The following is a 23,126-nucleotide window of genomic DNA, read 5'->3' as shown; positions in this document are numbered from 1 at the left end:
TTTTCTATAGTTAAAATAAAAAGGCGGGCAATCCATAATGAATCTCTTAAAATTAGAAATTGTAGTGCTTATTAAGAAATACAAAAAACTTACGATTGTTGCAGAAAAACTTGGCGTGAAACAACCTACTATTACATTCCATATAAAAAGCTTAGAGGAGGAACTCGGTGTGTCTTTATTTGAATTGCGTTCTGGAAGATATTTCTTAACAGAGGCTGGTGAGGCATTGCATCATTATGCTTGTAAAATAGATGCACTTATGAAAGAAGCTAGGCGGGTCACGCAAGAGTTTAAAGATTTTCATAAAGGTGCTATAACAATTGGCGCTAGTTATGTACCAGCGACTTATCTTTTACCAGAAGTTGTTCACCAATTTCAATGCGAATTTCCTAATATAAAAATAACACTCATGGTAAAACCAGCTCCTGAAATCCGAATCATGCTACAAAATCATGAAATTGATCTCGGAGTAATTTCTGCTGCACCATTTGATGAACCACTTTTAAAACAAACGAATGTAATGCCTGATACACTTGTTCTCGCTTTTTCCAAAGAACATCATTTTTCTAAAAAGACAAATGTATCATTACAAGATATCGAAAAAGAACGTATATTATCGCATCGTAATCCATCGACAACGAGAGATTTACTTACACAATGGTCGTTAACACATAACATTACGTTTCAATCTGAAATTGAATTAGATTCATTAGAAACGATGAAACAAATTTTAAAATATGGTAATGGGGTTGCTTTTATTTCTAAACTCGCTGTTGAACAAGAAGTACACCGAAATGAACTATGCTACATACCCATCCCTGGATTTGAATTTCAACGTAACATTTATACGATTCATCATGAGGACAGGTGGAATTCCAAAATTATTTCTTTTTTACTACATAGCATCACTTCTTATGCCGCAAACAATTAAAAGGCTGTCGTTATACACGACAGCCTTTTAAACTATAACTCTATTTATTTTTCTTCGCTTCAATTTTTGCTTGTGCCTCTTCAGCCTTATCTAATGCTTCTGAAACTTTCTTCTCTTTTTCTTTCACTTCATCTATACTATCGACAGCTTTAATCAGTTTATCGATTCCTTCTTCTTCTACTTTTCTCCGCTTTGCTACTCTTTCATTCACTTTCTCTTCCACATCTTTTGCTTTTTGAAGCATATCCTCTGCATTTGATGTTACAGCTTTTTCAAGTGTATCGTCTTTTTTCTTTTGTAGCACTTCATTTGCAATATCTTTCGTTTCTAAATACTTACCATCTTTTAATGCTGTCGCACCACGATCCAATAACTGAGCGACTTCTTTATATGCCTTCGCTTCATTTCCAGATTTCTCTTTTTCCGCTTTTTCAAACCACATAATTGCATCACTATATTTTTCATTTTTCAATGATTGCATACCTGTTTCAATATACGTGTCATAATTACTGCATCCAGCCATTACAACTAACAGAAAAAGCATAACAAAACTTAATTTTTTCATGATGTTTTCTCCTTTTCTTTGTCTGCTCACTATACTGTAACACACATGAAAAAGAGTTTCAAAAACTAAAATACTAATTTAGTCATTTTTATAATGATAAGTCAAATTTTTATTATTTTCTTATTTTTAAGCCGACACATCTACTTGTTTTTTCGCCATATGTTGCTTTACTCCCACTAATACAACTAACAATAAACCTCCGCCTAATGTCATCATAACAATGCTAGTTGGCAACATATCTAATAATAACCCATATACAATCATACCAAGCGGTGCGATTGCAGTAGCAATTGTTTCAAGTAGGCCGAATACACGCCCTAAGTAGCTCGGATCTGTCGTTTTTTGCATATGTACTTGCATCGGAATATTTACAATCATAATTGATATACCCGTTAACATCATAAAAGCAATATAATAAATAAAACTTGCCACTTTTGGAATAGTAACTAACAACGGGAAGACTGTACATAAACTCAAACCCGCAAACAAAAACAGTCCAGTATAAATAGAACGAAACGGATTATTCAATTCTTTACGTACTGATAAGGCAATCGCACCCATTAGCATCCCGACTGCTAACATTCCCTCTACAGTACCAAGTTGCTTTGAAGATAAATGCAATGTATGGACGATAATATATGGAAGTGCAACGGTTAGCCCACACGCAAAAAAGTTTACCCACAGTGCTATTTTCATTAAACCATATATTTCATGCTGCCGTTTTACATATGAAAAACCTTCTTTTATACTCGTCAAGAAATGCGCTTTACTCTCAGCCACTTCTTTTTTATATAAATCAAATACAATAAATAATTGCAAAATAACCGCTAAAAAGAACGTAATACTATTTAACAAAAAGAACGACTTAATTGAAAAGAAACCAAATACAACACCACCAATAATCGGGCCTAAAATATTTGATAAAGAAGCTGCCGTTTGATTTAAAGCACTCGCTTTTTGAATACGTTCCTCATTTACTAAACTCGGAATAGACGAAGTTAATGCAACAGAATAAAAACTTGCACAAATTGATAATAATGCTGCGGAAATATAAATAAAAAGAAGTGATGGTCCAAATATAGTAGCAAGAATAAACATAATAAGCATCGTTAAACTACTTAATAAATCAGTACCAATGACAAGCCACTTGCGATTCACACGGTCAGCTACAGCACCCGCAATCGGACCACAGATCATCCTTGGAAGTGATCCGCAAACAAGCGTAGTTGCAAAACCCATTCCTGAACCAGTTGTCTTTAAAACGTATAACCCCATGGCAAATGTATAAATTCCTGCCCCTAATAAAGACGTCATCTTTCCAATCATCATTAAAATAATATTTCTCGTTGCAACTTTCATTCTCGAATCATTTTCTCCTATACTTATATCTCCCATAATGACACTCTCCCCTTAAAAGTTAAATTGTGTTAAACTTATTATATAATCAACTTTCCAATTTTTACAACAAAAAGTTAAATTGTATTTAACTTTTAACGATAAAGGAGCAATAATATGGCAACTCTCGGTGAAAAAATTAAAGCGTTACGTAAAGAAAAAAAACTTACCCAAACAGAGCTGGCAGGATCGGAACTTACAAAAAGTATGCTTAGTCAAATTGAAAATGAAAAAGCTACACCTTCCATGAAAACATTACAATATATCGCTGAAAAACTAGAATGTGAAGCGAGTTTTTTATTAGAAGATGATGATGGAGAAATTGTAGAACTCATTACAAAAATGGAGAAACTCATAAAGGAAAACAAATGTGATGAAGTGTATGAGTCCCTACTACCTATCGTTCAAAAAGAGCTCCCTTCTACTTTAAATACGGCTCATATATACAAACAATTCGTAACTGCCGCGGTGATTATAAAAGATTACAACATTGAATCTTACGTAGGAAAAGCTGTTTCTATTTTTGAAAAATATAAGTTATACCGCGACAGTACGGAAACAAAATTAAAATTATCTTTTGCAATATTCACACGTAAAAAGTATGCAGAATGTTTACAACTTATATCTAATATTAGAAATGATTATAAAGAGAAGCATTTAGAAATGGATCTTATTATACATATTGATTTATGTTTATATGAAGCCATCATATTACTAGCATGTGGCGATTTTGAAAAATGTGAAGAAACGATATTAGAGACACTCGCATTTTCAAAAAAACATCAAGTGTATTATAAAACAGATGTATTTTACCGGATTTTATCTTATCAAAAAGCCATTACAGTTGATAAAGAACAATATTTATATTACATAAAAAAATCTGAGCAATTTGCCATTTTTACAGAAGACACTCTATCCATTGCGATGATCGATATTTTAAAAGCTTACTACTACAACACGATTACTAATGAATATACAATCGCATTAAAACATGTAGAACAATTTCGAGAAAAACTAAAAGATCAGCCAATTTTTCAAGACGACGGATTGTATTATCTTGAAAAAGGAAAAGCTTTATACGGATTAAAACGTTACGAAGAAGCTTTACAAGCATTGCAACGTGCTATTATACCAGATTATATGAACCATCCGCTTGATCAATCGTGGCTTACAACAGCAGGTGCATATCGTGCACTTTGTTACGTCAAACTGAATGATAAAAAAAGAGCCCTTGAAGAAGCAACAAAAGCAAATGAAATGATACAATCGTATCCGAATTCTATTTTTTCTGCATTTATTAAAGAAACATTACAAATAATACAAAAACTTTAAGAATGTCTCGAAATGGTATATTATTCCTCTTTTTTAGCAAAGATAATAATGATGGGAGGAATATAAATGAATATTCAACGTGCAAAAGAGCTTTCTGTGTCATCAGAACAAGCGAATGTCAGTTTTCAAGGCATGCCTGTTACCATTCAACACGTCGATGAAAACAACGAAACCGCCCGCATATATGAAGTAAAAAATCCAGGACGCGAATTAACTGTTCCAGTTAATAGCTTAGAGGAAATATAAAAAATGCCACTTCATTTTTGAAGTGGCATTTTTCTTCCTTTAGATTACTTATTATAAATTTCTTCTATCTTCTATTTTACAGGAGCTGAAAAAACAAGAATTTTCTACTTCTTTTCTTTTTATGACCTGCTAAAATACAAACTATGGATTAATTATTCACACTATACATTAAGGGGGAAACATAATGGCATCTAATTTAGAAAAAAACAAGTCTTATTATGCAGTTATATTCACTTCTAATTTATCGAATGATACAACAGATTATAGTACCGTTGCCGAAAAAATGGAGGAACTTGCAAAGCAGCAACCTGGATTTCTAGGTGTAGAAAGTGCGCGAGATCATTCAGGACTCGGAATTACAATTTCTTATTGGGAATCACTTGCGGCAATTGAAAATTGGAAACAGAACGCCTTACATAAAGAAGCGAAAAAAATAGGCCGTGAGCAATGGTACGAAAACTTCCACCTGCGCATCTGCCTTGTTGAGAAAGAATTTAAGTTTCATAGAGGCACATTGTAACTATGAAGAAAAAATTAGCTCTCGTTGCTGTTCATGAAATATATGGTGTGAACGACCATATGCATCACGTTACCCACCACTTCACTTCATCTCATATAGATGTATTCTGTCCTAACCTTCTACAATCGCAACACGCATTTCATTATAGTGATGAAGAAAAAGCATATCAACATTTTATAAATCATATTGGATTTGATGATGGAAAAGACCGAATTGAAGAATTCATCAATACCCTTTCAAGCAATTATACACATATTGGACTTATCGGCTTTAGTGTTGGCGCTACCATCTCATGGCTATGTAGTAACAATCCTAAAATAGATTTTATTATCGGCTGTTACGGTTCCCGCATACGTGACTATATTCATATGAAACCAACATGTACTACCTTACTTATCTTCCCTGAAAAAGAAGCTAGTTTTTCAGTATCCTCTTTAATTCAAACATTGCAGCAACAAAAGAATCCTTTATTAGAAATACAACAACTACACGGTGAACATGGATTTTTAAATCCGTACACTGAAAAATATAACGAGCACTCTACAAAGCAAGCATACAATTTAATAGATTCATTTCTTGCAAAAACAATCTTATAAAGGAGAATCAAATGACGCTTACATTACTCTTACTTATTTTCATACTCATTGCCTTTATGTCAGCGCTAACTATCATTTTTGTAACAGTAAAAAAAGGGGAGTTTTTCAAACGCCCCTACTTACAATCTATTATCGTTTGCATTTTATTTTTTACAAATTGGATCTTATATGTAACAACTTTTTATGGTTTACTTCCTGAGAAAGTTAGCGAATTCATATTCCTGCCCATTTGGTTTTTCCTTTGTATTTTAGGTTTTATCGTTTTCTGGCGCGAATGGAGAAACAATCGTGTGTTCTCCATATGTATCGGTTTTCTTTCCTTTATTAGTTTTCTCTTTGGTTTATTGTTGTTACTTCTTTCGGGGATGTAATTGTTGTAAAGAGGATAACATACCTCTTTACAACAACTTTTTTCGTTCCATGACGAAAGGAATCAGTAAATATAAAGCATACGCAATAACCATCCAAATGGTAAATGATATGATTTGCTGCGAGGATAATTGTGAGAATATATTAGAGGAATTATATAAGATGTAAGAATCTAAAATTAAACCGATGGCTGTACCACATATACCTAACTTAATAACTGCATATTTCGTAGTATCTAGTTTTTTGTATAACCACATTACAAAGTATAAAGCTATAGCTGTTCCTAATTCAAGAAACGTCATGTGTAGAAAAAAGCTATTTGAAGTGTATTCTAATAAAACGGAAGAACCGAAAATAATGAAGAATGTTGAGGCAAAAAGCCAAACGCCAATAGAAAATAAAATAGTGAGCCAAAGTGTATTATTCACTACCATCTCCTCCCTTTTGTAACACTGTAAACTTTTCCAAGAGCATATACAAATCACCATATACTTTATCTTTCGAAAAAGATGGATTGAATAATGCTTGCAATGCCAATCCGTCAATTAATGCATTACATAAAATGCTCCACGTTTCAGTTGAAATTTGAGATGTCATTGTATCTCCTACTTTTTTATTTAACACTCTTGTTAATTCTTGATTTTCATAATGTAACAGTTCACCAATTTTATCTTTCATTGCATCATTTTGTAATCCACTAGCTACTAATTGAAAAAATAAATGATGATACATTGAATCTTTCACACATCTACTTTCGGCAGACTGTAAAGCCTTTTCTAACTGTACATCCTTTCCTATTTGTTCCCACGACGCTTTACAAAACGATTCGGTCACTTCAAGTAATAATTGATCCTTCGTTTTAAAATGATAATATACGGTACCTTGTGTAACTTGAGCACTCTCTGCAACTGCTTTTAATGTCAACTTTTCCATCCCGTGCTGTGCAATCATTTCTTTTGCTGCTTCTAGTAACTTCTCTTTATTAACAACGTTCGGTTTTGCCACTTCTATGACCACCTTTTAAGTTAGTTGGATAACTAACTTAAATTATACAGAAAAATCAGATAAAAAGAAAGGAAGAAAAGCCAACATTCAACTTTTCTTCCTTCTATGTTTATCTTTAGATTTTACTGTCACTGATTCACAAGGTGTGTAATAAATTTGAGGTGTCGCCTTATCAACAAACATCATAAACGTAATGAAGCCGATAATAAAGAAAATAAATAACGTTAACAAAATTGCTCCTATCGTTAAAAGTATCATAACACCACCCCTATACCGTTCATGTTATTACACCTTTCGCTATTATATGAGCGTAATCCTTTTTAGAAAAAGAAACGTAACAAAATAATCACAATCACTCCTGTTAATACTGTACCTAATAAACTACGAGTATATATTGCAACAAGAAATGTTGGAATTGCTGCGATAAGGTAATCCCACTGCATCGTCTCATGCATAAATAATACTTGTGCTAAAAGTGCTGCTAATATCGCAATTGGTATGTAATTTAACCATTTTAAACCCCAGTCTGGAATTTGTAGTTTGCTAAATACGAGAAGAGGTAAAATACGTGGTATGAGTGTGACAGCTCCTGCCGCTAGTAAAAGTAATAATACATCTAATCTCATTTCCATTTTTCAATCACCACTCCAATCGTCGCAGCTAATAATGTAGCAAGAATAACAGCTATACTATCTGGCATAAATAGGTGTGCAACGTATGCGATCATAATCGCTACAATTGCAACAGTAAGATGAATTGCTAGTTTCGGTTTACTACTTATGAGCTGAAGGACAAATAATCCGATAAACATTGCTGGTAATGCATAATCCATCCCGTACGTATGCGGATCTGGTATCCACTCACCAAACAGCCCGCCAATAATGGTAGCAAGAATCCAATTTAAATATGCTGTTACATTTAAGCCCATCATCCACCTGTCGCCTACATATCCTTTTTGCGCTGCATGCTGTACTGCCACGCCGAACGTTTCATCTGTAATTTGAGAACCGATAAATACGTTTTTTAATAGTGGAAGTTTCGTAAAGTATGGTGCAAGGGCAGCACTCATTAGAAGGTGGCGTAAATTAACAAAAAAGACGGTGAAAATAATTGCTGAAGCAGGAGCACCAGCTGCATACATACCAGCTAATATAAATTGGGCAGAACCTGCATAAATTAAAGTGGACATAAATGCAATTTCAATGATGGAGAAACCTGCTGTTTTTGCAATTACACCAGCTGCTATACCTATACTCAAATATCCAAATACAGTTGGTAAACAATCTTTTACTCCTTGCTGAAATGTATCATCGCTCTGCAAAGCTACATGTGCCTGAGCTTTACTCATCCGTATCATCCTCCATTCCTTCTAAAGTTCGTTTTCCTGTTACGACATGAACTAAATCTATATTTTCACGCCATAACGTATCTAACTTATCAGCTCCAAATTCCTTCGTGATTTCTTCAACCATAATATCGTGTCGCACATACTCTGTAGCAACGAGAACTAAAGCTGGGTCATACGTTGTAACCGCCCATGAAGTACTATCATTTGAGAAGTTCGCAATTAATACTTCCTCCCCATCACGCGCAATAACAGTTAAATGACCGCCCATTCTCTTTTCAACAACGTGGGGCGTCATATAATTATGGTGAAACGTCGCACCTATTTTTGTATTTGGAGCGCCGAACAGGATTGAAAATATATGTACACCTTCTTCTTCCTTTTGATGAAGATATGGCTCAATTTCATGCACTTGATCTTCCCATACAGAAATCCATAACTCTTCCTTTGCCCTATTAATTATATTGCATATTTCCTTTAAAACACGATCATTTGAGCGAATATGCGAAATTACATCTATTTGTCGCTCTTGTTCTAAACAATTTAATTTCTCATCTAAAAACTCAAAGGACTTCTCAAAGTCTTTTCGCATTCGATCCATTAACTCCGTTGCTGGTACTGGTACATATTTCACCGGTTCTGACGGAACGATATGCACCGCTCCTTTATCCATCAATTTACCGAGTACTTCATAAATCATCGAACGAGGTACCCCTGTTTGTTTACTCACTTCATACCCAGTTACTGGAGAATGTTTTAGTAGTCCAATATACGCTTTACATTCATACTGGGAAAAACCTAACTTTTGTAATTCCTTTATAATTTCATCCATCGGTAATCCCTCACATTCTATATAACTCTCATCTCAAAACGATGTATGTATATTAGTAGTTATTAGTATACCTACTAATATAAAAAAACAGACCCGCAAAGTCAATTGATAATTCTGAAATTTATATCAAAAATAAAAAGCCTTCTTATGAAAGGCTTTTTATACATATCCTGTTATTTTAACTGCAAAGATTTTGATGTATTTCCCCTTAAATGTTCGCGCAAAGTAGAACCTGTATACTCTTCTCTAAATACACCAGCCTTCACAAATAAAGGAATGACTTCACTAAAAAATAGATTTAGTGACTTTGGAGGTCCTCCTGGAATGGCAATAAATCCATCTAACGCTCCGGCCTCAAATCTATCCATAATTTGCTTCGCAACGTCTTGCGGTGTACCAACTGCAACCCAATGAGCGGAGCCAACAACTTCTGGTCGTTCTAGTATTTGTTCAACAGTTGGTTCATTTTTCATAATGAAATTTCGTAATAATTCGGCATGTGTTTTACTGCGAACCGTTTGATCCCGACTTGGCAGCATCTCTTCTGTAACCTTACTTTCCAGCGGAATCCCTCTAGCGTCTAGTCCGAGAACCATTTCAAGTAACGCATATCGCTTCTCTTTTGTGAGATGTTGATGAGCTTGCCTATGCATTTCTAACGCTTCTTCATATGTATCACCGATAAAGAAATATAATCCAGGCAATACACGTATATCATCTTGCTTTCGGCCATGCTGTTCTGCTCTTTTTCTTAAATCTTGACGCAGTTCCATTCCTGACTCTACATCTGGCGTTGCAGCAAAAATTGCATCAGCAACAGAAGCAGCAAAATTCCGGCCTGACTCTGAAGCACCAGCTTGGAATAATGGCATTTCCCCTGAAATATGCTGCGGAATATTTAGTGGACCTTTCACCTCAAAGTATTCACCATTATGTTCAATAGGCTTTACCATCTCTCTAATAACATCAGGATTATCTACTTTCAATACTTCATTAGGGTGACTACCCCAAAGCTTTCTTACTAACGCTGTACATTCTGCCGCTTTGGCGTATCGTTCTTCTGATGATGGCATCCCTTCCTCACCAAAGTTTTCAGCACCGTCAATGGATGTGACAATATTCCACCCTACTCGGCCGTTACTAATCCAGTGTAAAGATTGTAATTGCCTCGCTAATATATATGGTGGATAAAACGAAGTTGAAGCAGTCGTAACAACTCCAATTTTTTCTGTTGCATAAGCAATAGCGGTAAACAGTAAAGTCGGATCTAAAATGACATTTCCCTTATTACGAGCAATTAAATCCGGGTGCGCCACTAAATAATCTGCTTTAAAAACAAAATCTAACTTCGCCTTTTCTGCCTGTTTCGCTAACTCTACTTGTTCATCAATTCCTGAATCAAATATACTATCTTCTTTCTTTCTAGAAATTAAACATAATCCAATACAAAGATGTTTGTTTGTAGACATATACACACCATCCCCTTGTTTTTAATTCACTTAGTTAAATAAATATTACTGTCATTATGAAATTCCATTCTTATAGAAGTAGATAAATTGATAATGATTATCAATTTCATTTTATGATGTAACTGTAATAAAAGCAATAATAAAAAAAGACCCCCACTAACGGGAGTCTCCTATCTCAATATTTCATTCGCTTCTTTTTCATAAATTTTATCAAACGAAGTCATAACGCGTTGTGACGCTGAAATCATTTTTTGATCCGTCATAAGATCAGCCATCTCTTTCGTCATATCTACATTTGAATTTTCTAGCATATGATTTTTTACTGTCCCTGTTCCGTTCGGTAAATCAGCAATGTTTCCTTCTGCTAGTATAAAGCTTTTGTTCTCTCTTTGTACGAGACGATTATTCGCTTCTGCACCTACTGTTTTTGTTTGCAGGCGGGCAATATTATTTTGTGTTACTGCATCATATAACGTACCGTCTGCTTGTACAGCTACTTTTGCTCCTTCTGGAATACGAATACGTTCATTATTCTCTCCCATTACGAAAGCACCTGAAGATGTTTGCAGGTAACGATCACTATTTAATGTAAAACTACCGTCTCTCGTTAAAAACGTTTCATTATTTTTAGATGTAACGAAAAACGAAGCTGTGCCAGCAGTTCCGTCATCTAAAAAGAAATCTGTAGCACTATTTGTCATTTGTATATTTCCTTGTACTAAGTTTACATGCGTCGCGGCTGGAACTACAGCGTAATCGACTGAGCCAATATTTGTTACAGCCCCATCTCCGCGGCGATATGTGTCTTGTACATCAAATACTTTAGAAGTCATATTTTCTGCTTTAAATCCTGTCGTTTGAGCATTTGCAACGTTATTCGAATGAACATTAATACGCTGCATGTAATTCATCATACCCATAGAACCTATATAAAGACCGTTCATACTCGTTTGAATAAGGCAGTTGCCTTATCCTTCACCTCTTTTCTATGATGTTTGCAACATTTGTTTCGCTAAATGTTCAGCTGTTGCGATATGTATATGTTGCTTCACGTCTTGTCCGTCTGTCATTAATACAATTGGAGCCGATGATACGGCTGGAATTTTCAACAATTCCCCACTACTTGCTGTTTCATCAAATTTCGTAAATACGATACCATCAATATGAATATCTTTAAAATTCGTAATGATTTCAATCATGTCTTTACTTTTCATCGAAGCTGATAACGTTAAACAAATATAATCTGGCTCTACTTGTCCCATCGTTTCAATCATTTCTTCCACTGTTTCTGACGCACGGTAATTTTTTCCGGCGGTATCAATTAAAATATAATCGACGCGCGCTTCTTCTTTAAAATACGTAAGCGCTCTTGTCATTGCAGCTTCATCACGTACAGCGATTACTTCAAATCCAATTGTCTTGACGTAATCTTGCAGTTGCTGTACTGTCCCAATACGCGAATGATCTGTCGTAATGAAACCAACTGTTTTTTTCTTACCGTGAAATTGCCATGCCATTTTCGCAAGTGTCGTCGTTTTCCCAACGCCTGTTGGACCGATTAATGCAATGGTTTGCACTTCTTTTTCAAAAACGTTTTCTGTGTTGAAATGAGATCTCATATCTTCCAATATATATTCGATTACTTCTTCTTCTGTAATCATCGTTGCATTCTCAAACTTCACTTTTAACTTTTCAGCATATGCATGAATGAAGTATTGTTCTACATCGTTTTGTTCTAGCATGCGAATTACTTTTTGAATAATAAACGGTACAGATTCTTGCTTTTCTATTTTTACAACTTCTTCTTTCTTGACGGGAACGACTTTTTTCACAGCTTTTGGCTTTTTCGTTACTTTCGTTACTTTCGTTACTTTCGTTTCTTCCGTCTGTTTTACAACGACGATACCTTTTTCAAACAGCTTTAATAGTTTCTCTTTCTTTCTTGCCCATTCTTCACTATTTCCTGTTTGCATCGCCGCGTATGACATAGAAGTCGTCACGTTTTCTAAATTATGCAGTACCGATTGAATTCCGTTCGCCTTCATAATTTGTTCTGAAGGATCATTGACAACATCCATTAATTGTTCATGAAATTGAGCTGTGCCTTCGTTCACTTCTTCCTGTTTATCCTCTGGAAAAGCAACTAACATTTCGTAATTCTTTTTCCAAAAAAACGGGATATTTCGTTTTACACTTTCATCGACAACGTAATAATAATCTGTACCATATTGGTCAAATAACTTTCGATACAATTCATTTTTCGAAGCTGCTTTTATTCGCATTAACGCTTCTTTCTTTTCTGTACTTTCCATTACTTCACCCCCTACTATTCAATATAGGCAATTTGATCTACAACAATCTCTGGTGCTAATTCGCTAATACAAAGTACTTGTGCTTCTACTTGATAACGCTCTAGAAGTCTTACAATCGCAAACCTGAAATCTTTTCTACGCGTTAATAATACTGGTTCTCTTCCCATTAACCGCGCTTGTTTAAATACGCGTTGTACTTGCTCAACAACACGTGTTTCTAGATCTAAATCCCAGTTTAATAAGTAACCTTGGTAAGAATTATTCACAACATCCGCATCTAACTCGATTGAATCTGAGAAGAGCGCCGCATAAATTTTACCGTCAGGATTTTTCGCATTTTCACAAATAACTTTTGAAATACATTCACGGACGAATGACGTTACACCGTCAACATGATTTTGATAAATTTCTTTTCCGTCAATAATACCTTCGATAATGGTTGGTAAATCGCGAATAGAAATACCTTCTTTTAGCAGTTGTTTAATAACATTTTGAACGAGTGATAAGTCAATTTCCTTCTTCTTAATCTCTTCTAATAAAACGCCGTTATCATTTTCAAGCGAGTTAATTAAGTCTTTTACATGCTGACGCTGAATTAACTCATGCAGATTACGTCTAACGACAACATCTAAATGCGTAATTAATATACTAAGTGGCTCTAATACTTGATAGCCTTTCATTTGCGCATCTTGTACCATATGCTCTAAAATCCAATATCCATCTTCACCGAAAATCGGATCTTTCGCTGGTTCTGCATCTAAATCGGCCATTACATTCGGTGTTTTCAGTGCTAATAAGTAACCTGATTTCAAAACACCTTCAGCTGCCTTCGCACCTTTAATTCGAATAATGTAACGTCCGCGTGGTCTAAAACTCGTATTATCTTTAAAGTTAATCCCAGGAACGTTAATACCAAGGTCGGTAATAATCGACTTCCTCATAAGAACAACTTTATCACGAGCTGTTTCCCCATTAATTTTTTGCTTTACAAGTGCTGCTAAATCTAAACCGAGTTCTACAATAATTGGATATTTATCTGTAAATACTCCAAATGAATCTTCCACTTGTTGCAGTTGCTCATCTTCGCCTTGAATCATTTCTATTTCTTTTTGAAGCTCGTCTTCTTTTTCTTTCTTTATTCGGTTTTTATTACGAATTCCTAATAAGATAATTGTTCCACCAACAAGTGCGAATGGTAGAAACGGTAGCGGAGTAAAAATACCCATTGCAATAAATAAACCACCAAGCGCATATACAACAACTTCATGCGCTAATAACTCTTTAAAGATTCCTTCCGTTACCGTATCAGGTGAACCATCAAATACACGCGTTACGATAATACCAGTTGAAATCGCAAGCATTAACGAACCGATTTGGTTTACGATTCCGTCACCGACAGTTAACTGTGTATAGTGAATAGCTGCTTCAGCAAAGCTCATGCCCTGCTGCATCATGCCGACAATTAAACCGAAAATGATGTTTACGAATAAAATGACAATCCCGAAAATAACGTCCCCTTTAATGAACTTCCCGGCACCATCCATCGCTCCGTAAAACTCTGTTTCCATATTTAATTTTTTTCGTTTTGCCTGTGCATCTTTTTCAGTAATAATACGCTGGTTTAAATCTGCATCGATCGACATTTGTTTCCCGGGTAAAGAATCAAGTGTAAAACGAGCTGCAACTTCAGCTGTACGAGATGCACCGTTTGCAACAATAAACTGGAATATGATTAATACTGTAAAAATAACGATACCAATTAATAAGTTCCCGCCAATTACAAACTGGCCGAACTCTTCAATAACATGCCCCGCATTTCCATCTGTCAAAATCGCTCGCGTCGTCGATACGTTAATCGATACGCGGAAAATCCCGATTAATAACAGCATCGTCGGAAATGACTTTAATTCATCCCACTCGTTAATACTTGTTGCTCGCATATAAATAAGCACTGACATACTTAGTAAAAAAACGATAACGATATCAAGTATAAATGGTGGAAGTGGAATTAAGAGCGCCACTACGAATGACGCTGCTAGAAAGATAGAAAAATAGGTTCTTGCAGAATCTATCTTAAACACAAGAGATCTCCTCCAACCGCGCTATTATACTTCAAGTTCATTCGTTTGAATTAAATAGCGCATAACTTCAATTACAGCTACATATAAATCTTCTGGAATCGTCTCATCTTCCTCGACTTGATAATATAATGAACGAGCAAGCGGACGATTTTCCACCATTGGTATTTCTTGTTCACGGGCAAGCGTTCGTATATATAATGCGAGCTCATCTTCCCCTTTTGCAACGACAATTGGTGCCGCATCAACCTGTTTATTGTACCGAAGTACGACCGAAATATGAGTCGGGTTGTTTACAATAAACGTTGCGCCATCCATCTTCTTCGCAATTGTCCCTTGCAAGATCGCATGCATAAAGTTTTTTCGTTTTCCCTTTACTTGCGGGTCCCCTTCATTATCTTTATGCTCTTGTTTTACTTCTTCTTTTTTCATCTTAATATCTTGTTCGTACTCCCATTTTTGATAAATGAAATCAATAATAGAAAGAACGATTAATATAATTAAAATAGCTAAAAAGATAAATTTAATTTGCCTAATAATTTCAGTAAGTGACGCAGTCCAGTTAAATCCAATCATACTCACGATTTTCTCTAGATTCTTTTTAAAGAGCACGTAAGCAACGTAACCGATTAATCCCATATAAAACAGTGATTTCAAAATATCTACTAAACTTTTACGACTAAACAATCTCGTAAAATAGTTTTTTGGGTTAATACGCGATGCTTTCGGTTTAATGACTTTAGAAGAAAATAAGAAACCGACTTGAATCATATAATTGAATAAATGAAAAGCGTATACGAGTATTAATATAGGCGCTGATACTTTTAATAATAAAATCCCCATCAAATAAAAATACTCGGTTGAATCTGTATTTTTTCCAATTTGATCAAACAGCACCGCTACAGAATTAGCAATCTCAAACCCTAACCAATCTCCGAAAAAGTAAACGACAACTGCTAATACAAGAATGGAAAATAAATTATTTAAATCTTTACTCCGGGCAATATTCCCTTCTTCACGCGATTTCTTACGCTTCTGCGGGGTGGCCTTTTCTGTTTTATTATCCTTTGCCATGCGCGTCCCCCTACTTCGTTAAGAAAAAATTAAATAGTTTCGTATATTCTTCAAGCAATACGTCTGTCATATTTTTAAACACATAACCGAGCATCGGTACACTCATCGCAATAAACAAAATACCACATGTAATTTTAATAACATACGCATTCATAAAAACGTTTAATTGCGGAGCGTTTTTTGCGATTAAAATTAAAACAAAGTTAATGATGAACAAACTTCCCATAAGCGGAAGAGCAATTTCAACCGCTGATGTGATCGCAAATAATAGCGTTGCGAGTAGACTATCTAAAAAACTAGTCGTCAGCAATTTTGAAATCGCCTCTGTATATTGAAACGACTTTAAAATCGTGGCAACGAAATAATTAATGCCGCCAAGTGAAATAAAAATAATGAGAAAAAATATATCAAAAATGGTTGAAAGTAAAGTAGACTGTGAACCTGCATTTACATCAAACAAACTTGCCTGTGATAAACCGATATCAAAGTCTAAAATATGTCCTGCCATTTTTGGAATGTTCCACAGCATTTCTACAATTTTTGAAAGTGATAATCCAATTACAATTTGCGTACCTGCATAAGCTGCTACGTCCCAAACTGTCTTGATATGAGAGACATCAACTTGATCGGCAACTGTGATTGAAAGAGCAAGTCCTACTGTAACCTTCGCCATCGCTGGAATGGATCGACCTGAGAAAAACGGTAAAAAATATAAAAATGAAGTAATGCGGCAAAACGCAAAAAACGTCGCCGCCCATAATTCCATATTCATTTCAGTTCACCTATCTTAGTACGAACGCAATAGCGATGGGATTTTATCAAATAAATCTAAAATAAGCGTCGTTAACTCTTGAAACATCCACGGACCTAAAATGATAATAACGAGTACAATACTCGCCATTTTCGGTAAAAACGTCAGCGTTTGCTCTTGAATTTGCATCATCGCCATAATGACAGCGATAATAATAACGACAATCATACTTACGCCGGCAACCGGCATTAAAATCATAACCCCTTTATAAAAAAAGGTTTGAAAAATATCTATAATTGGTGACGTATTCATTTATATGACTCCTATCACATAGCATCAAACGCTTCAGGCGACCGTTTTAAACATAATGTCGACGATTTTTGTATATCCGCCTAAATATACGAAAACGAGTATTTTAAATGGTAAACTTAAAATCATCGGCGGTACCATCATCATCCCGAGGTACATTAACAGTGTACTAATAATCAAATCTATAAATACAAACGCTAAATAAATGAACATCCCTGTTAAGAGTCCCTTTTGGATTTGCGTTAACGTAAAGGATGGTACGAGCGTAAATAAGGAAAGATCTTTCAAATCTTTCGGTAACTCTTCTCCACGCACTTTCAGCATCATTTTTAAATCATGCTTATACGTATGCTTTGACATATACTCTTTCATAATCGGAGCTGTCGTTTCCGCAGCTTGACTTACTGTTATTTTCTCTTTCGTCATCGGATCCCACACATCGCTCTTCAGTTGCCCAAGTACAGGCTGCATCGTAAAGAGGGATAAAAATAGTGCAAGTCCTACAAGCACTTGGTTCGGTGGTAAGTTCATTACCCCAAGTCCTTGACGTGTAATCCCAAGAACGATCATAAAATAAGTAAAATGTGTAAATAATAGAACGATAGATGAAGATAATGATAAAAGGGTAACGAGCGCAAATAATTGTACACTTGAATTACTCGTAAACTCTTTTCCATTTTCGAAATTAATAAAACCGTTCGGGGCCGCATACGCTGGATTTACAAAAACAATTGAAAAAACGATAGAAAATACGAAAATAACGGCTAATAACGATAACTGTTTCTTTATTCTCATGATGGATCCTCTACTTTTTTCGTTTCACTCTTCACCGCGTCTTCTAGTGCTTGTTGAAACTGATTTCCTGTTCCTGTTAATTGCACAGATTGTACACCGTTATTACTAATAACAGTGAACACTTGCTTGCCGTCCACTTCAAATAAAAAGGCGCTCGTTTGATGATTTAAATACACGCCGTCTTTCACTTGAATATGGCCATTTTCACCTTGTTTAAAAAACTGCTGCTTGCGCGTCTTTTTCGTCATATAATATGCACCGTAGCCGAGCGCACCAAACAGTAAAACGACTTGAAATAAGGTCGTCATATACGACATATGACTCCTCCTCTACTCTTTATCTTGCATTTGACTTTGCGCTTTCATAAGCGCAGCTTGCTTCTTATCGGCTTCAATTTCAGAAATGATAATACCGAACTTCTCGTCCATTACGATCGCTTCCCCAATACCGACTTTCATATTACTTAAATACACATCTACTTTATGTCCTAGGTTTTTCTCTACTTCCAGAACATCGCCTACTTTTAACTGTTTCACATCACCAAGCGTAATAGATGACTTCCCAAGCTTTACACCAAGTTCAATCGAAATGTCTGAAACAGTATCAATATGTGCTTTACCTGCTTCATTTCGCTTCCCTGCAAAATCTTCTAATCCCATTAATGCCACAGGAGATACTTCATGTTTCATATGGATCCTCCTACTCTACAAAACTTTTAAATAGGAGCGCCTTACGCGTTCCATCTTTTCCAATAAAGCAATTAAATTTATGCTTTCCATCTACATAACCAATTAATTCATCTGAAACTTTTATATGAAGCGGAATAATATCGCCCTCTTCAATTTGTTCAATGTCACCCATTGTCATCTTCTGCTCACCAATCGCAACGTGAACAGGTTTATACACTTGATTTACTTTCACTTCCACTTCAGACGTATACTTTTTACGCTTATCCGAAGAATGTTCGACAATATTTTCAGACGTTAACTTATCCATAATTTCTTCAACAGATAAGAACGGAATACCAATACGCACCGTCGTATTCCAAAAATCCGTTTTCATATTTACGTTTAGTAATGAAATAATATCACTCGCTGTCGTAATCTTTAATGCATTCGGATCAGTCTCTGTCGTTACAAATTTCGGTTCAATCGCAACAACACTTTCAAACGATTGCTCTAAATTTTTACATAGAAGCGCAAAAATATTATCAAGCGTTAAAAACTCGAATGCAGTTAACGGTCTACGCATTGTAAAATTACGCTTACTATCTCCGCCAAGCCAACACTCATGAATGTAAATAACAAATGCTAAATCAATCTCAATAACAATTTCTCCAAGCTCTGGAAGTCCGAGATCAATGACACAATATAAATAATAATCTTTGGGCATTTTCTCCACATACTCACTCGTAAATGGAACTTGCTCCACTGTCGAAGGCTCTAACTCAATCGGAATACGCATACGCGCTGACAACGTCTGTGACGTCTGTTTACCAAACGTAGACGCAATCGCTTGCAAACTACGTAAATGCTCCACACCGAACTTCTCCGGTCTATTAAAATCATACTCTTGAAATTTCTCTTGCTTTCCTGCTTCTTGTGCGAAAGCTGGCATTTCCTCGCCTTCATTAACCGCCTTCAGCAGGGCATCAATTTGCTCTTGGCTTAATTTTTCGCCACTCATGACAATCCCCTTCCCTACCTTTTCAATTCAACGATTTCAACGTACATCTTCCCGTTTTTCGTCAAAATCTTTCCGGTTCCAATCTCTTCATTCTCAAGCATAAGACGCACCGTATTTTTCGTTGAATTTTCAAGACGATACAATGTACCTTTCGTAATATGAAGCAAATCTTCAATTTTCTTTTTCGTATTTCCGATTTCAAAATAAATTGTTAACGGAATATCATCTTGTAATTTCAAATCTAGCCAACCCCCATATCATGTTCACGAAAATTTCATGTTCTCTCTATATATGAAATTTCTTATTTTGAAACGTCGATATTTAATATTTTTTTTATATATCCTTGCGTTTCTTTAAATGGTGGTACGCCTCCGTACTTTCTCACATTACCAGGGCCAGCATTATAAGAAGCAAGTGCCAATACTAAGTCGCCGTTATTTTTCTTTAAATAACCGCTTAACTCTTTCACACCGCCCTCAATACTTTCAGCTGGTGAAAATGGATTTTTTATACCCATCTCTTTCACATTCGCTGGCATAAGCTGCATAAGACCCATCGCACCTGCATGTGACACCGTTTTCGGATTAAAATCAGATTCTACTTCAATCATTTTTTGAATTAACGTTTTCGGAATTCCGTATGTACGACTTACATGATCAATAATATCCTCATACTTCCCTTCATTGGAAGAACGTATTTTTTGAATATTATACTTCTTCGTTAATCCCCACGTATCAGCAGCCTCATTTTTCGTTTCTGGGAAACGTCGTTCAAACTCTTTTTGTGCAACTTGCACTTCATCTACGTTCTTCGTTTCAGCTTTTTCTTCAGGCTTACTCGCTTCCTCTACTTTATTAATAGATTGTTCCGGTTTATGTACGACCGTTTCTATTTTCGTAGATTGTACCGGCTGACTCATATCCTCTACATTTGTCGGCTGCGCAGTACCCTTCGTCTCCTTCGCAGGTTCACTCTGCAACTTCTCTTGAAAACGACTACTAACGAATGCTTGTGGACTACTTAACTTTTGCTGAATTTGTCCTTTCTTATATGCAAGCACTTCTTTTACTATATTTCCAACTAACATAATATCACCTTCTCGGTAAACAAAGATAATCTAATATTAGAGTTTTTTTTTAAAGTTTGCAATAATCCTTTTAATAATATTGTAATAAAAAAATGAATATATTGTTAAACTGTTATTTTTTTATATTTATTAATTCGAATTTTTAGTTGACACCCGCTATGACAGGGATTACAATAAATCTCGAAATTGATTTTTTCGCATATTACCGTTTTTCAATTTGCAGAAAAGTCAATATAAAAAAATGGGGGTTCTTAACATGAGAATTAATACAAACATTAACAGCATGCGTACGCAAGAGTACATGCGCCAAAACCAAGCAAAAATGAGCAACGCTATGGACCGTTTATCAAGCGGTAAACGTATCAACAACGCTTCTGACGATGCAGCAGGTCTTGCAATCGCAACTCGTATGCGTGCACGTGAAAGTGGATTAGGAGTAGCAGCTAACAACACGCAAGACGGTATGTCATTAATCCGTACAGCTGACTCAGCAATGAACTCAGTATCTAACATCTTACTTCGTATGCGTGACCTTGCAAACCAATCTGCGAATGGTACGAATACAAATAATAACCAAGCAGCTCTTCAAAAAGAGTTTTCTCAACTACAAAAACAAATTGATTACATTTCAACTAACACAGAATTTAATGACCAAAAACTATTAGATGGTTCTAAATCTGAAATTAAAATCCAAACATTAGACTCTAATGATTCTGCTACACAAATCGGTATTAAACTATCGAATGTTTCTACTAATGCTCTTGACCTTAACTCATTTGCAATTGGTAGTGGTGATAAATTATCTGTAGCTGATGCTACTAATGCCAAGACAGTTCTTCAGGGTCTAAAAACTACTACTTCTACTGGTAAAGACTTACAAGATGAAGTTAATGCGGCTAGAGAACAATTTGACAAAGTCAAAGGATTTATGTCTGACGTAAATAAAACAGCAATAGAAAATGCATTCAAAGCATACGACAATGCAGATGATGCAACCAAATTAACGAAGGCAAATGCAATTGATTTTACTGATGCAATGGCTCCTGCTGGTGATGCTACTGCACCAACAGTAGATGCTTCTCAAGCCATTCAAAAAATTGATGCAGCTCTTAAAACAGTTGCCGACAACCGTGCAACTTTAGGTGCTACATTAAACCGTCTTGACTTCAATGTGAACAATCTTAAGAGCCAATCTTCTTCTATGGCTTCAGCTGCTTCTCAAATCGAAGACGCTGACATGGCGAAAGAAATGTCTGAAATGACTAAGTTCAAAATCTTGAACGAAGCTGGTATCAGCATGCTTTCTCAAGCAAACCAAACTCCACAAATGGTTTCTAAATTATTACAATAAGCCATTTGAGTTAGCTTCATGAATAAACCTCTCTGCTTGCAGAGAGGTTTATTTTTTCTATATAAATCAATTATTTTTAAAACCTTTCTTTTTTAGGTAGGATAGAGCATCCACGTTGCGTAGAAGCGGTCAATCCCTATCTCTTACCCCTTATGTAAAAACACAACTAGAAGATAAGCATAAGTCCCTTTTTCTTTTTATAACTGTTTATTGACTTTAAGATCCTATATGAATCTATAAGATAAGGAGTGTCTATTATGCGTATTGGTACGAATGTTTTGAATATGAATGCTAGGCGATCGCTATATGAGAATGAAAAACGTATGAATGTTGCGATGGAGCATTTGGCTACTGGTAAGAAGTTAAACCGTGCTTCTGATAATCCTGCTAATATTACGATTATGACTCGTATACATGCACGAGCGAGTGGTATGCGTGTGGCGATTCGTAATAATGAGGATGCGATATCGATGCTGCGTACAGCAGAAGCTGCTCTTCAAACTGTGACGAATATTTTACAACGCATGCGTGATTTAGCTGTTCAATCTGCTAATGGTACAAATTCAAATAAAAACCGTGATTCACTGAATAAAGAGTTTCAGTCTTTAATAGAGCAAACTGGCTATATTGGCGAGACGACTGAGTTTAATGATTTATCTGTATTCGACGGCCAAAACCGTCCTGTTACGTTAGATGATATTGGTCATACAGTAAACATGACGAAACATATTCCCCTTTCCCCTACACAACATGACATCAAGATTTCAACAGAACAAGAAGCAAGAGCTGCAATTCGTAAAATTGAAGAGGCTTTACAAAATGTATCACTTCATCGTGCTGATCTTGGGGCTATGATGAATCGTTTACAGTTTAATATTGAAAATTTAAATAGCCAAAGTATGGCCCTAACAGATGCTGCATCTCGAATTGAAGATGCGGATATGGCGCAGGAAATGAGCGATTTTTTAAAGTTTAAATTGTTAACTGAAGTTGCACTTAGTATGGTTTCACAAGCAAATCAAATACCGCAAATGGCTTCCAAGTTACTACAATCTTAAAAAATCATCCCCCTTCTTTG

General features: G+C 35.6%; 29 protein-coding genes. 8 read left to right on the top strand and 21 right to left on the bottom strand.

All coding sequences use genetic code 11. The features are described 5' to 3' along the window. Positions 1–37: 37 nt before the first annotated feature. Complete coding sequence (locus tag ACXY7N_RS07250; protein ID WP_016134083.1) at positions 38–931, top strand: LysR family transcriptional regulator; 894 nt, start codon at positions 38–40, stop codon at positions 929–931. A 40-nt stretch (positions 932–971) separates the two neighbouring features. Here ACXY7N_RS07250 and ACXY7N_RS07245 read toward each other — a convergent pair whose 3' ends face one another. Further along, positions 972–1,496, bottom strand: coding sequence for a COG3014 family protein (locus ACXY7N_RS07245; RefSeq protein ID WP_016134082.1), 525 nt, complete (start codon positions 1,494–1,496; stop codon positions 972–974). Between the two features lie 126 nt (positions 1,497–1,622). Beyond that, the gene (locus tag ACXY7N_RS07240; protein ID WP_016134081.1) at positions 1,623–2,891 is read right to left on the bottom strand and encodes an MFS transporter; all 1,269 of its coding nucleotides are present in this window, start codon (positions 2,889–2,891) and stop codon (positions 1,623–1,625) included. Between the two features lie 117 nt (positions 2,892–3,008). Here ACXY7N_RS07240 and ACXY7N_RS07235 point away from each other — a divergent pair, with 117 nt between their 5' ends. The 5 genes from ACXY7N_RS07235 to ACXY7N_RS07215 all read left to right on the top strand — a co-directional run bounded on the left by ACXY7N_RS07235 (position 3,009) and on the right by ACXY7N_RS07215 (position 5,956). After that, entirely contained in the window at positions 3,009–4,223 is a 1,215-nt protein-coding gene (locus ACXY7N_RS07235; protein ID WP_016134080.1) for a helix-turn-helix domain-containing protein, read from the top strand. 66 nt (positions 4,224–4,289) lie between these two features. After that, on the top strand, positions 4,290–4,469 hold the full coding sequence (locus tag ACXY7N_RS07230) for an H-type small acid-soluble spore protein (protein WP_016088502.1): 180 nt from the start codon (positions 4,290–4,292) through the stop codon (positions 4,467–4,469). A 184-nt stretch (positions 4,470–4,653) separates the two neighbouring features. Continuing rightward, the gene (locus ACXY7N_RS07225) at positions 4,654–4,989 is read left to right on the top strand and encodes an antibiotic biosynthesis monooxygenase family protein (protein ID WP_016134079.1); all 336 of its coding nucleotides are present in this window, start codon (positions 4,654–4,656) and stop codon (positions 4,987–4,989) included. Positions 4,990–4,991: 2 nt separating this feature from the next. Continuing rightward, a complete protein-coding gene (locus ACXY7N_RS07220) occupies positions 4,992–5,585 on the top strand; it encodes a dienelactone hydrolase family protein (RefSeq protein ID WP_016134078.1) in 594 nt (197 codons plus the stop codon). Between the two features lie 11 nt (positions 5,586–5,596). Further along, a complete protein-coding gene (locus ACXY7N_RS07215) occupies positions 5,597–5,956 on the top strand; it encodes a hypothetical protein (protein ID WP_016088505.1) in 360 nt (119 codons plus the stop codon). A gap of 27 nt (positions 5,957–5,983) precedes the next feature. Here ACXY7N_RS07215 and ACXY7N_RS07210 read toward each other — a convergent pair whose 3' ends face one another. The 19 genes from ACXY7N_RS07210 to ACXY7N_RS07120 all read right to left on the bottom strand — a co-directional run bounded on the left by ACXY7N_RS07210 (position 5,984) and on the right by ACXY7N_RS07120 (position 20,697). Beyond that, a complete protein-coding gene (locus ACXY7N_RS07210; protein WP_016134077.1) occupies positions 5,984–6,382 on the bottom strand; it encodes a DUF5367 family protein in 399 nt (132 codons plus the stop codon). Continuing rightward, the gene (locus ACXY7N_RS07205) at positions 6,375–6,959 is read right to left on the bottom strand and encodes a TetR/AcrR family transcriptional regulator (RefSeq protein ID WP_016134076.1); all 585 of its coding nucleotides are present in this window, start codon (positions 6,957–6,959) and stop codon (positions 6,375–6,377) included. The genes ACXY7N_RS07210 and ACXY7N_RS07205 overlap by 8 nt, the downstream gene beginning before the upstream one ends. A gap of 87 nt (positions 6,960–7,046) precedes the next feature. Continuing rightward, entirely contained in the window at positions 7,047–7,217 is a 171-nt protein-coding gene (locus tag ACXY7N_RS07200; protein ID WP_000602232.1) for a DUF3951 domain-containing protein, read from the bottom strand. Positions 7,218–7,279: 62 nt separating this feature from the next. Next, positions 7,280–7,591, bottom strand: coding sequence for an AzlD domain-containing protein (locus ACXY7N_RS07195; protein WP_033659657.1), 312 nt, complete (start codon positions 7,589–7,591; stop codon positions 7,280–7,282). Beyond that, positions 7,582–8,307 (bottom strand): AzlC family ABC transporter permease, encoded by a 726-nt coding sequence (locus ACXY7N_RS07190; protein WP_016088510.1) that lies wholly within the window; start codon positions 8,305–8,307, stop codon positions 7,582–7,584. The genes ACXY7N_RS07195 and ACXY7N_RS07190 overlap by 10 nt, the downstream gene beginning before the upstream one ends. Continuing rightward, complete coding sequence (locus tag ACXY7N_RS07185; RefSeq protein ID WP_016134075.1) at positions 8,300–9,136, bottom strand: TrmB family transcriptional regulator; 837 nt, start codon at positions 9,134–9,136, stop codon at positions 8,300–8,302. The genes ACXY7N_RS07190 and ACXY7N_RS07185 overlap by 8 nt, the downstream gene beginning before the upstream one ends. A gap of 173 nt (positions 9,137–9,309) precedes the next feature. Continuing rightward, positions 9,310–10,605: an NtaA/DmoA family FMN-dependent monooxygenase gene (locus tag ACXY7N_RS07180; protein WP_016134074.1), complete on the bottom strand. Its 1,296-nt coding sequence runs from the start codon at positions 10,603–10,605 to the stop codon at positions 9,310–9,312. Between the two features lie 170 nt (positions 10,606–10,775). Next, a complete protein-coding gene (locus tag ACXY7N_RS07175) occupies positions 10,776–11,549 on the bottom strand; it encodes a flagellar basal-body rod protein FlgG (RefSeq protein ID WP_082181371.1) in 774 nt (257 codons plus the stop codon). A 42-nt stretch (positions 11,550–11,591) separates the two neighbouring features. Beyond that, positions 11,592–12,917: a flagellar biosynthesis GTPase FlhF gene (flhF, locus tag ACXY7N_RS07170; RefSeq protein ID WP_098405113.1), complete on the bottom strand. Its 1,326-nt coding sequence runs from the start codon at positions 12,915–12,917 to the stop codon at positions 11,592–11,594. A gap of 14 nt (positions 12,918–12,931) precedes the next feature. Further along, positions 12,932–14,998 (bottom strand): flagellar biosynthesis protein FlhA, encoded by a 2,067-nt coding sequence (gene flhA / locus ACXY7N_RS07165; RefSeq protein WP_016134071.1) that lies wholly within the window; start codon positions 14,996–14,998, stop codon positions 12,932–12,934. A gap of 24 nt (positions 14,999–15,022) precedes the next feature. Then, positions 15,023–16,069: a flagellar type III secretion system protein FlhB gene (gene flhB / locus ACXY7N_RS07160; RefSeq protein WP_001030092.1), complete on the bottom strand. Its 1,047-nt coding sequence runs from the start codon at positions 16,067–16,069 to the stop codon at positions 15,023–15,025. Positions 16,070–16,079: 10 nt separating this feature from the next. Next, positions 16,080–16,841 (bottom strand): flagellar biosynthetic protein FliR, encoded by a 762-nt coding sequence (locus ACXY7N_RS07155; RefSeq protein ID WP_001055718.1) that lies wholly within the window; start codon positions 16,839–16,841, stop codon positions 16,080–16,082. A 15-nt stretch (positions 16,842–16,856) separates the two neighbouring features. Then, on the bottom strand, positions 16,857–17,132 hold the full coding sequence (locus ACXY7N_RS07150; protein WP_001098085.1) for a flagellar biosynthetic protein FliQ: 276 nt from the start codon (positions 17,130–17,132) through the stop codon (positions 16,857–16,859). A gap of 33 nt (positions 17,133–17,165) precedes the next feature. Then, positions 17,166–17,924, bottom strand: a complete 759-nt coding sequence (locus ACXY7N_RS07145) for a flagellar type III secretion system pore protein FliP (RefSeq protein ID WP_001220587.1) — start codon at positions 17,922–17,924, stop codon at positions 17,166–17,168. Next, complete coding sequence (locus tag ACXY7N_RS07140) at positions 17,921–18,241, bottom strand: hypothetical protein (protein ID WP_000121176.1); 321 nt, start codon at positions 18,239–18,241, stop codon at positions 17,921–17,923. Before ACXY7N_RS07140 ends, ACXY7N_RS07145 begins: the two co-directional genes overlap by 4 nt. Before the next feature lie 12 nt (positions 18,242–18,253). Beyond that, positions 18,254–18,613: a flagellar motor switch protein FliN gene (gene fliN, locus ACXY7N_RS07135; RefSeq protein ID WP_098405112.1), complete on the bottom strand. Its 360-nt coding sequence runs from the start codon at positions 18,611–18,613 to the stop codon at positions 18,254–18,256. A gap of 10 nt (positions 18,614–18,623) precedes the next feature. After that, on the bottom strand, positions 18,624–19,610 hold the full coding sequence (fliM, locus tag ACXY7N_RS07130) for a flagellar motor switch protein FliM (protein ID WP_098405111.1): 987 nt from the start codon (positions 19,608–19,610) through the stop codon (positions 18,624–18,626). 14 nt (positions 19,611–19,624) lie between these two features. Continuing rightward, positions 19,625–19,849 carry a flagellar motor switch protein FliN gene (locus ACXY7N_RS07125; protein WP_000775712.1) on the bottom strand — a complete coding sequence of 75 codons (225 nt, stop codon included), beginning with the start codon at positions 19,847–19,849 and terminating at the stop codon, positions 19,625–19,627. 62 nt (positions 19,850–19,911) lie between these two features. Further along, positions 19,912–20,697 (bottom strand): lytic transglycosylase domain-containing protein, encoded by a 786-nt coding sequence (locus ACXY7N_RS07120; RefSeq protein WP_016134068.1) that lies wholly within the window; start codon positions 20,695–20,697, stop codon positions 19,912–19,914. Between the two features lie 256 nt (positions 20,698–20,953). Here ACXY7N_RS07120 and ACXY7N_RS07115 point away from each other — a divergent pair, with 256 nt between their 5' ends. Next, positions 20,954–22,048, top strand: coding sequence for a flagellin N-terminal helical domain-containing protein (locus tag ACXY7N_RS07115; protein ID WP_016088520.1), 1,095 nt, complete (start codon positions 20,954–20,956; stop codon positions 22,046–22,048). Between the two features lie 257 nt (positions 22,049–22,305). Continuing rightward, positions 22,306–23,106 (top strand): flagellin N-terminal helical domain-containing protein, encoded by an 801-nt coding sequence (locus ACXY7N_RS07110; protein ID WP_488592346.1) that lies wholly within the window; start codon positions 22,306–22,308, stop codon positions 23,104–23,106. The last annotated feature ends 20 nt before the right edge of the window (positions 23,107–23,126 follow it).

The organism is Bacillus sp. 5w2 (assembly GCF_054353775.1).
This window is presented reverse-complemented; position numbering and strand designations above follow the sequence as displayed.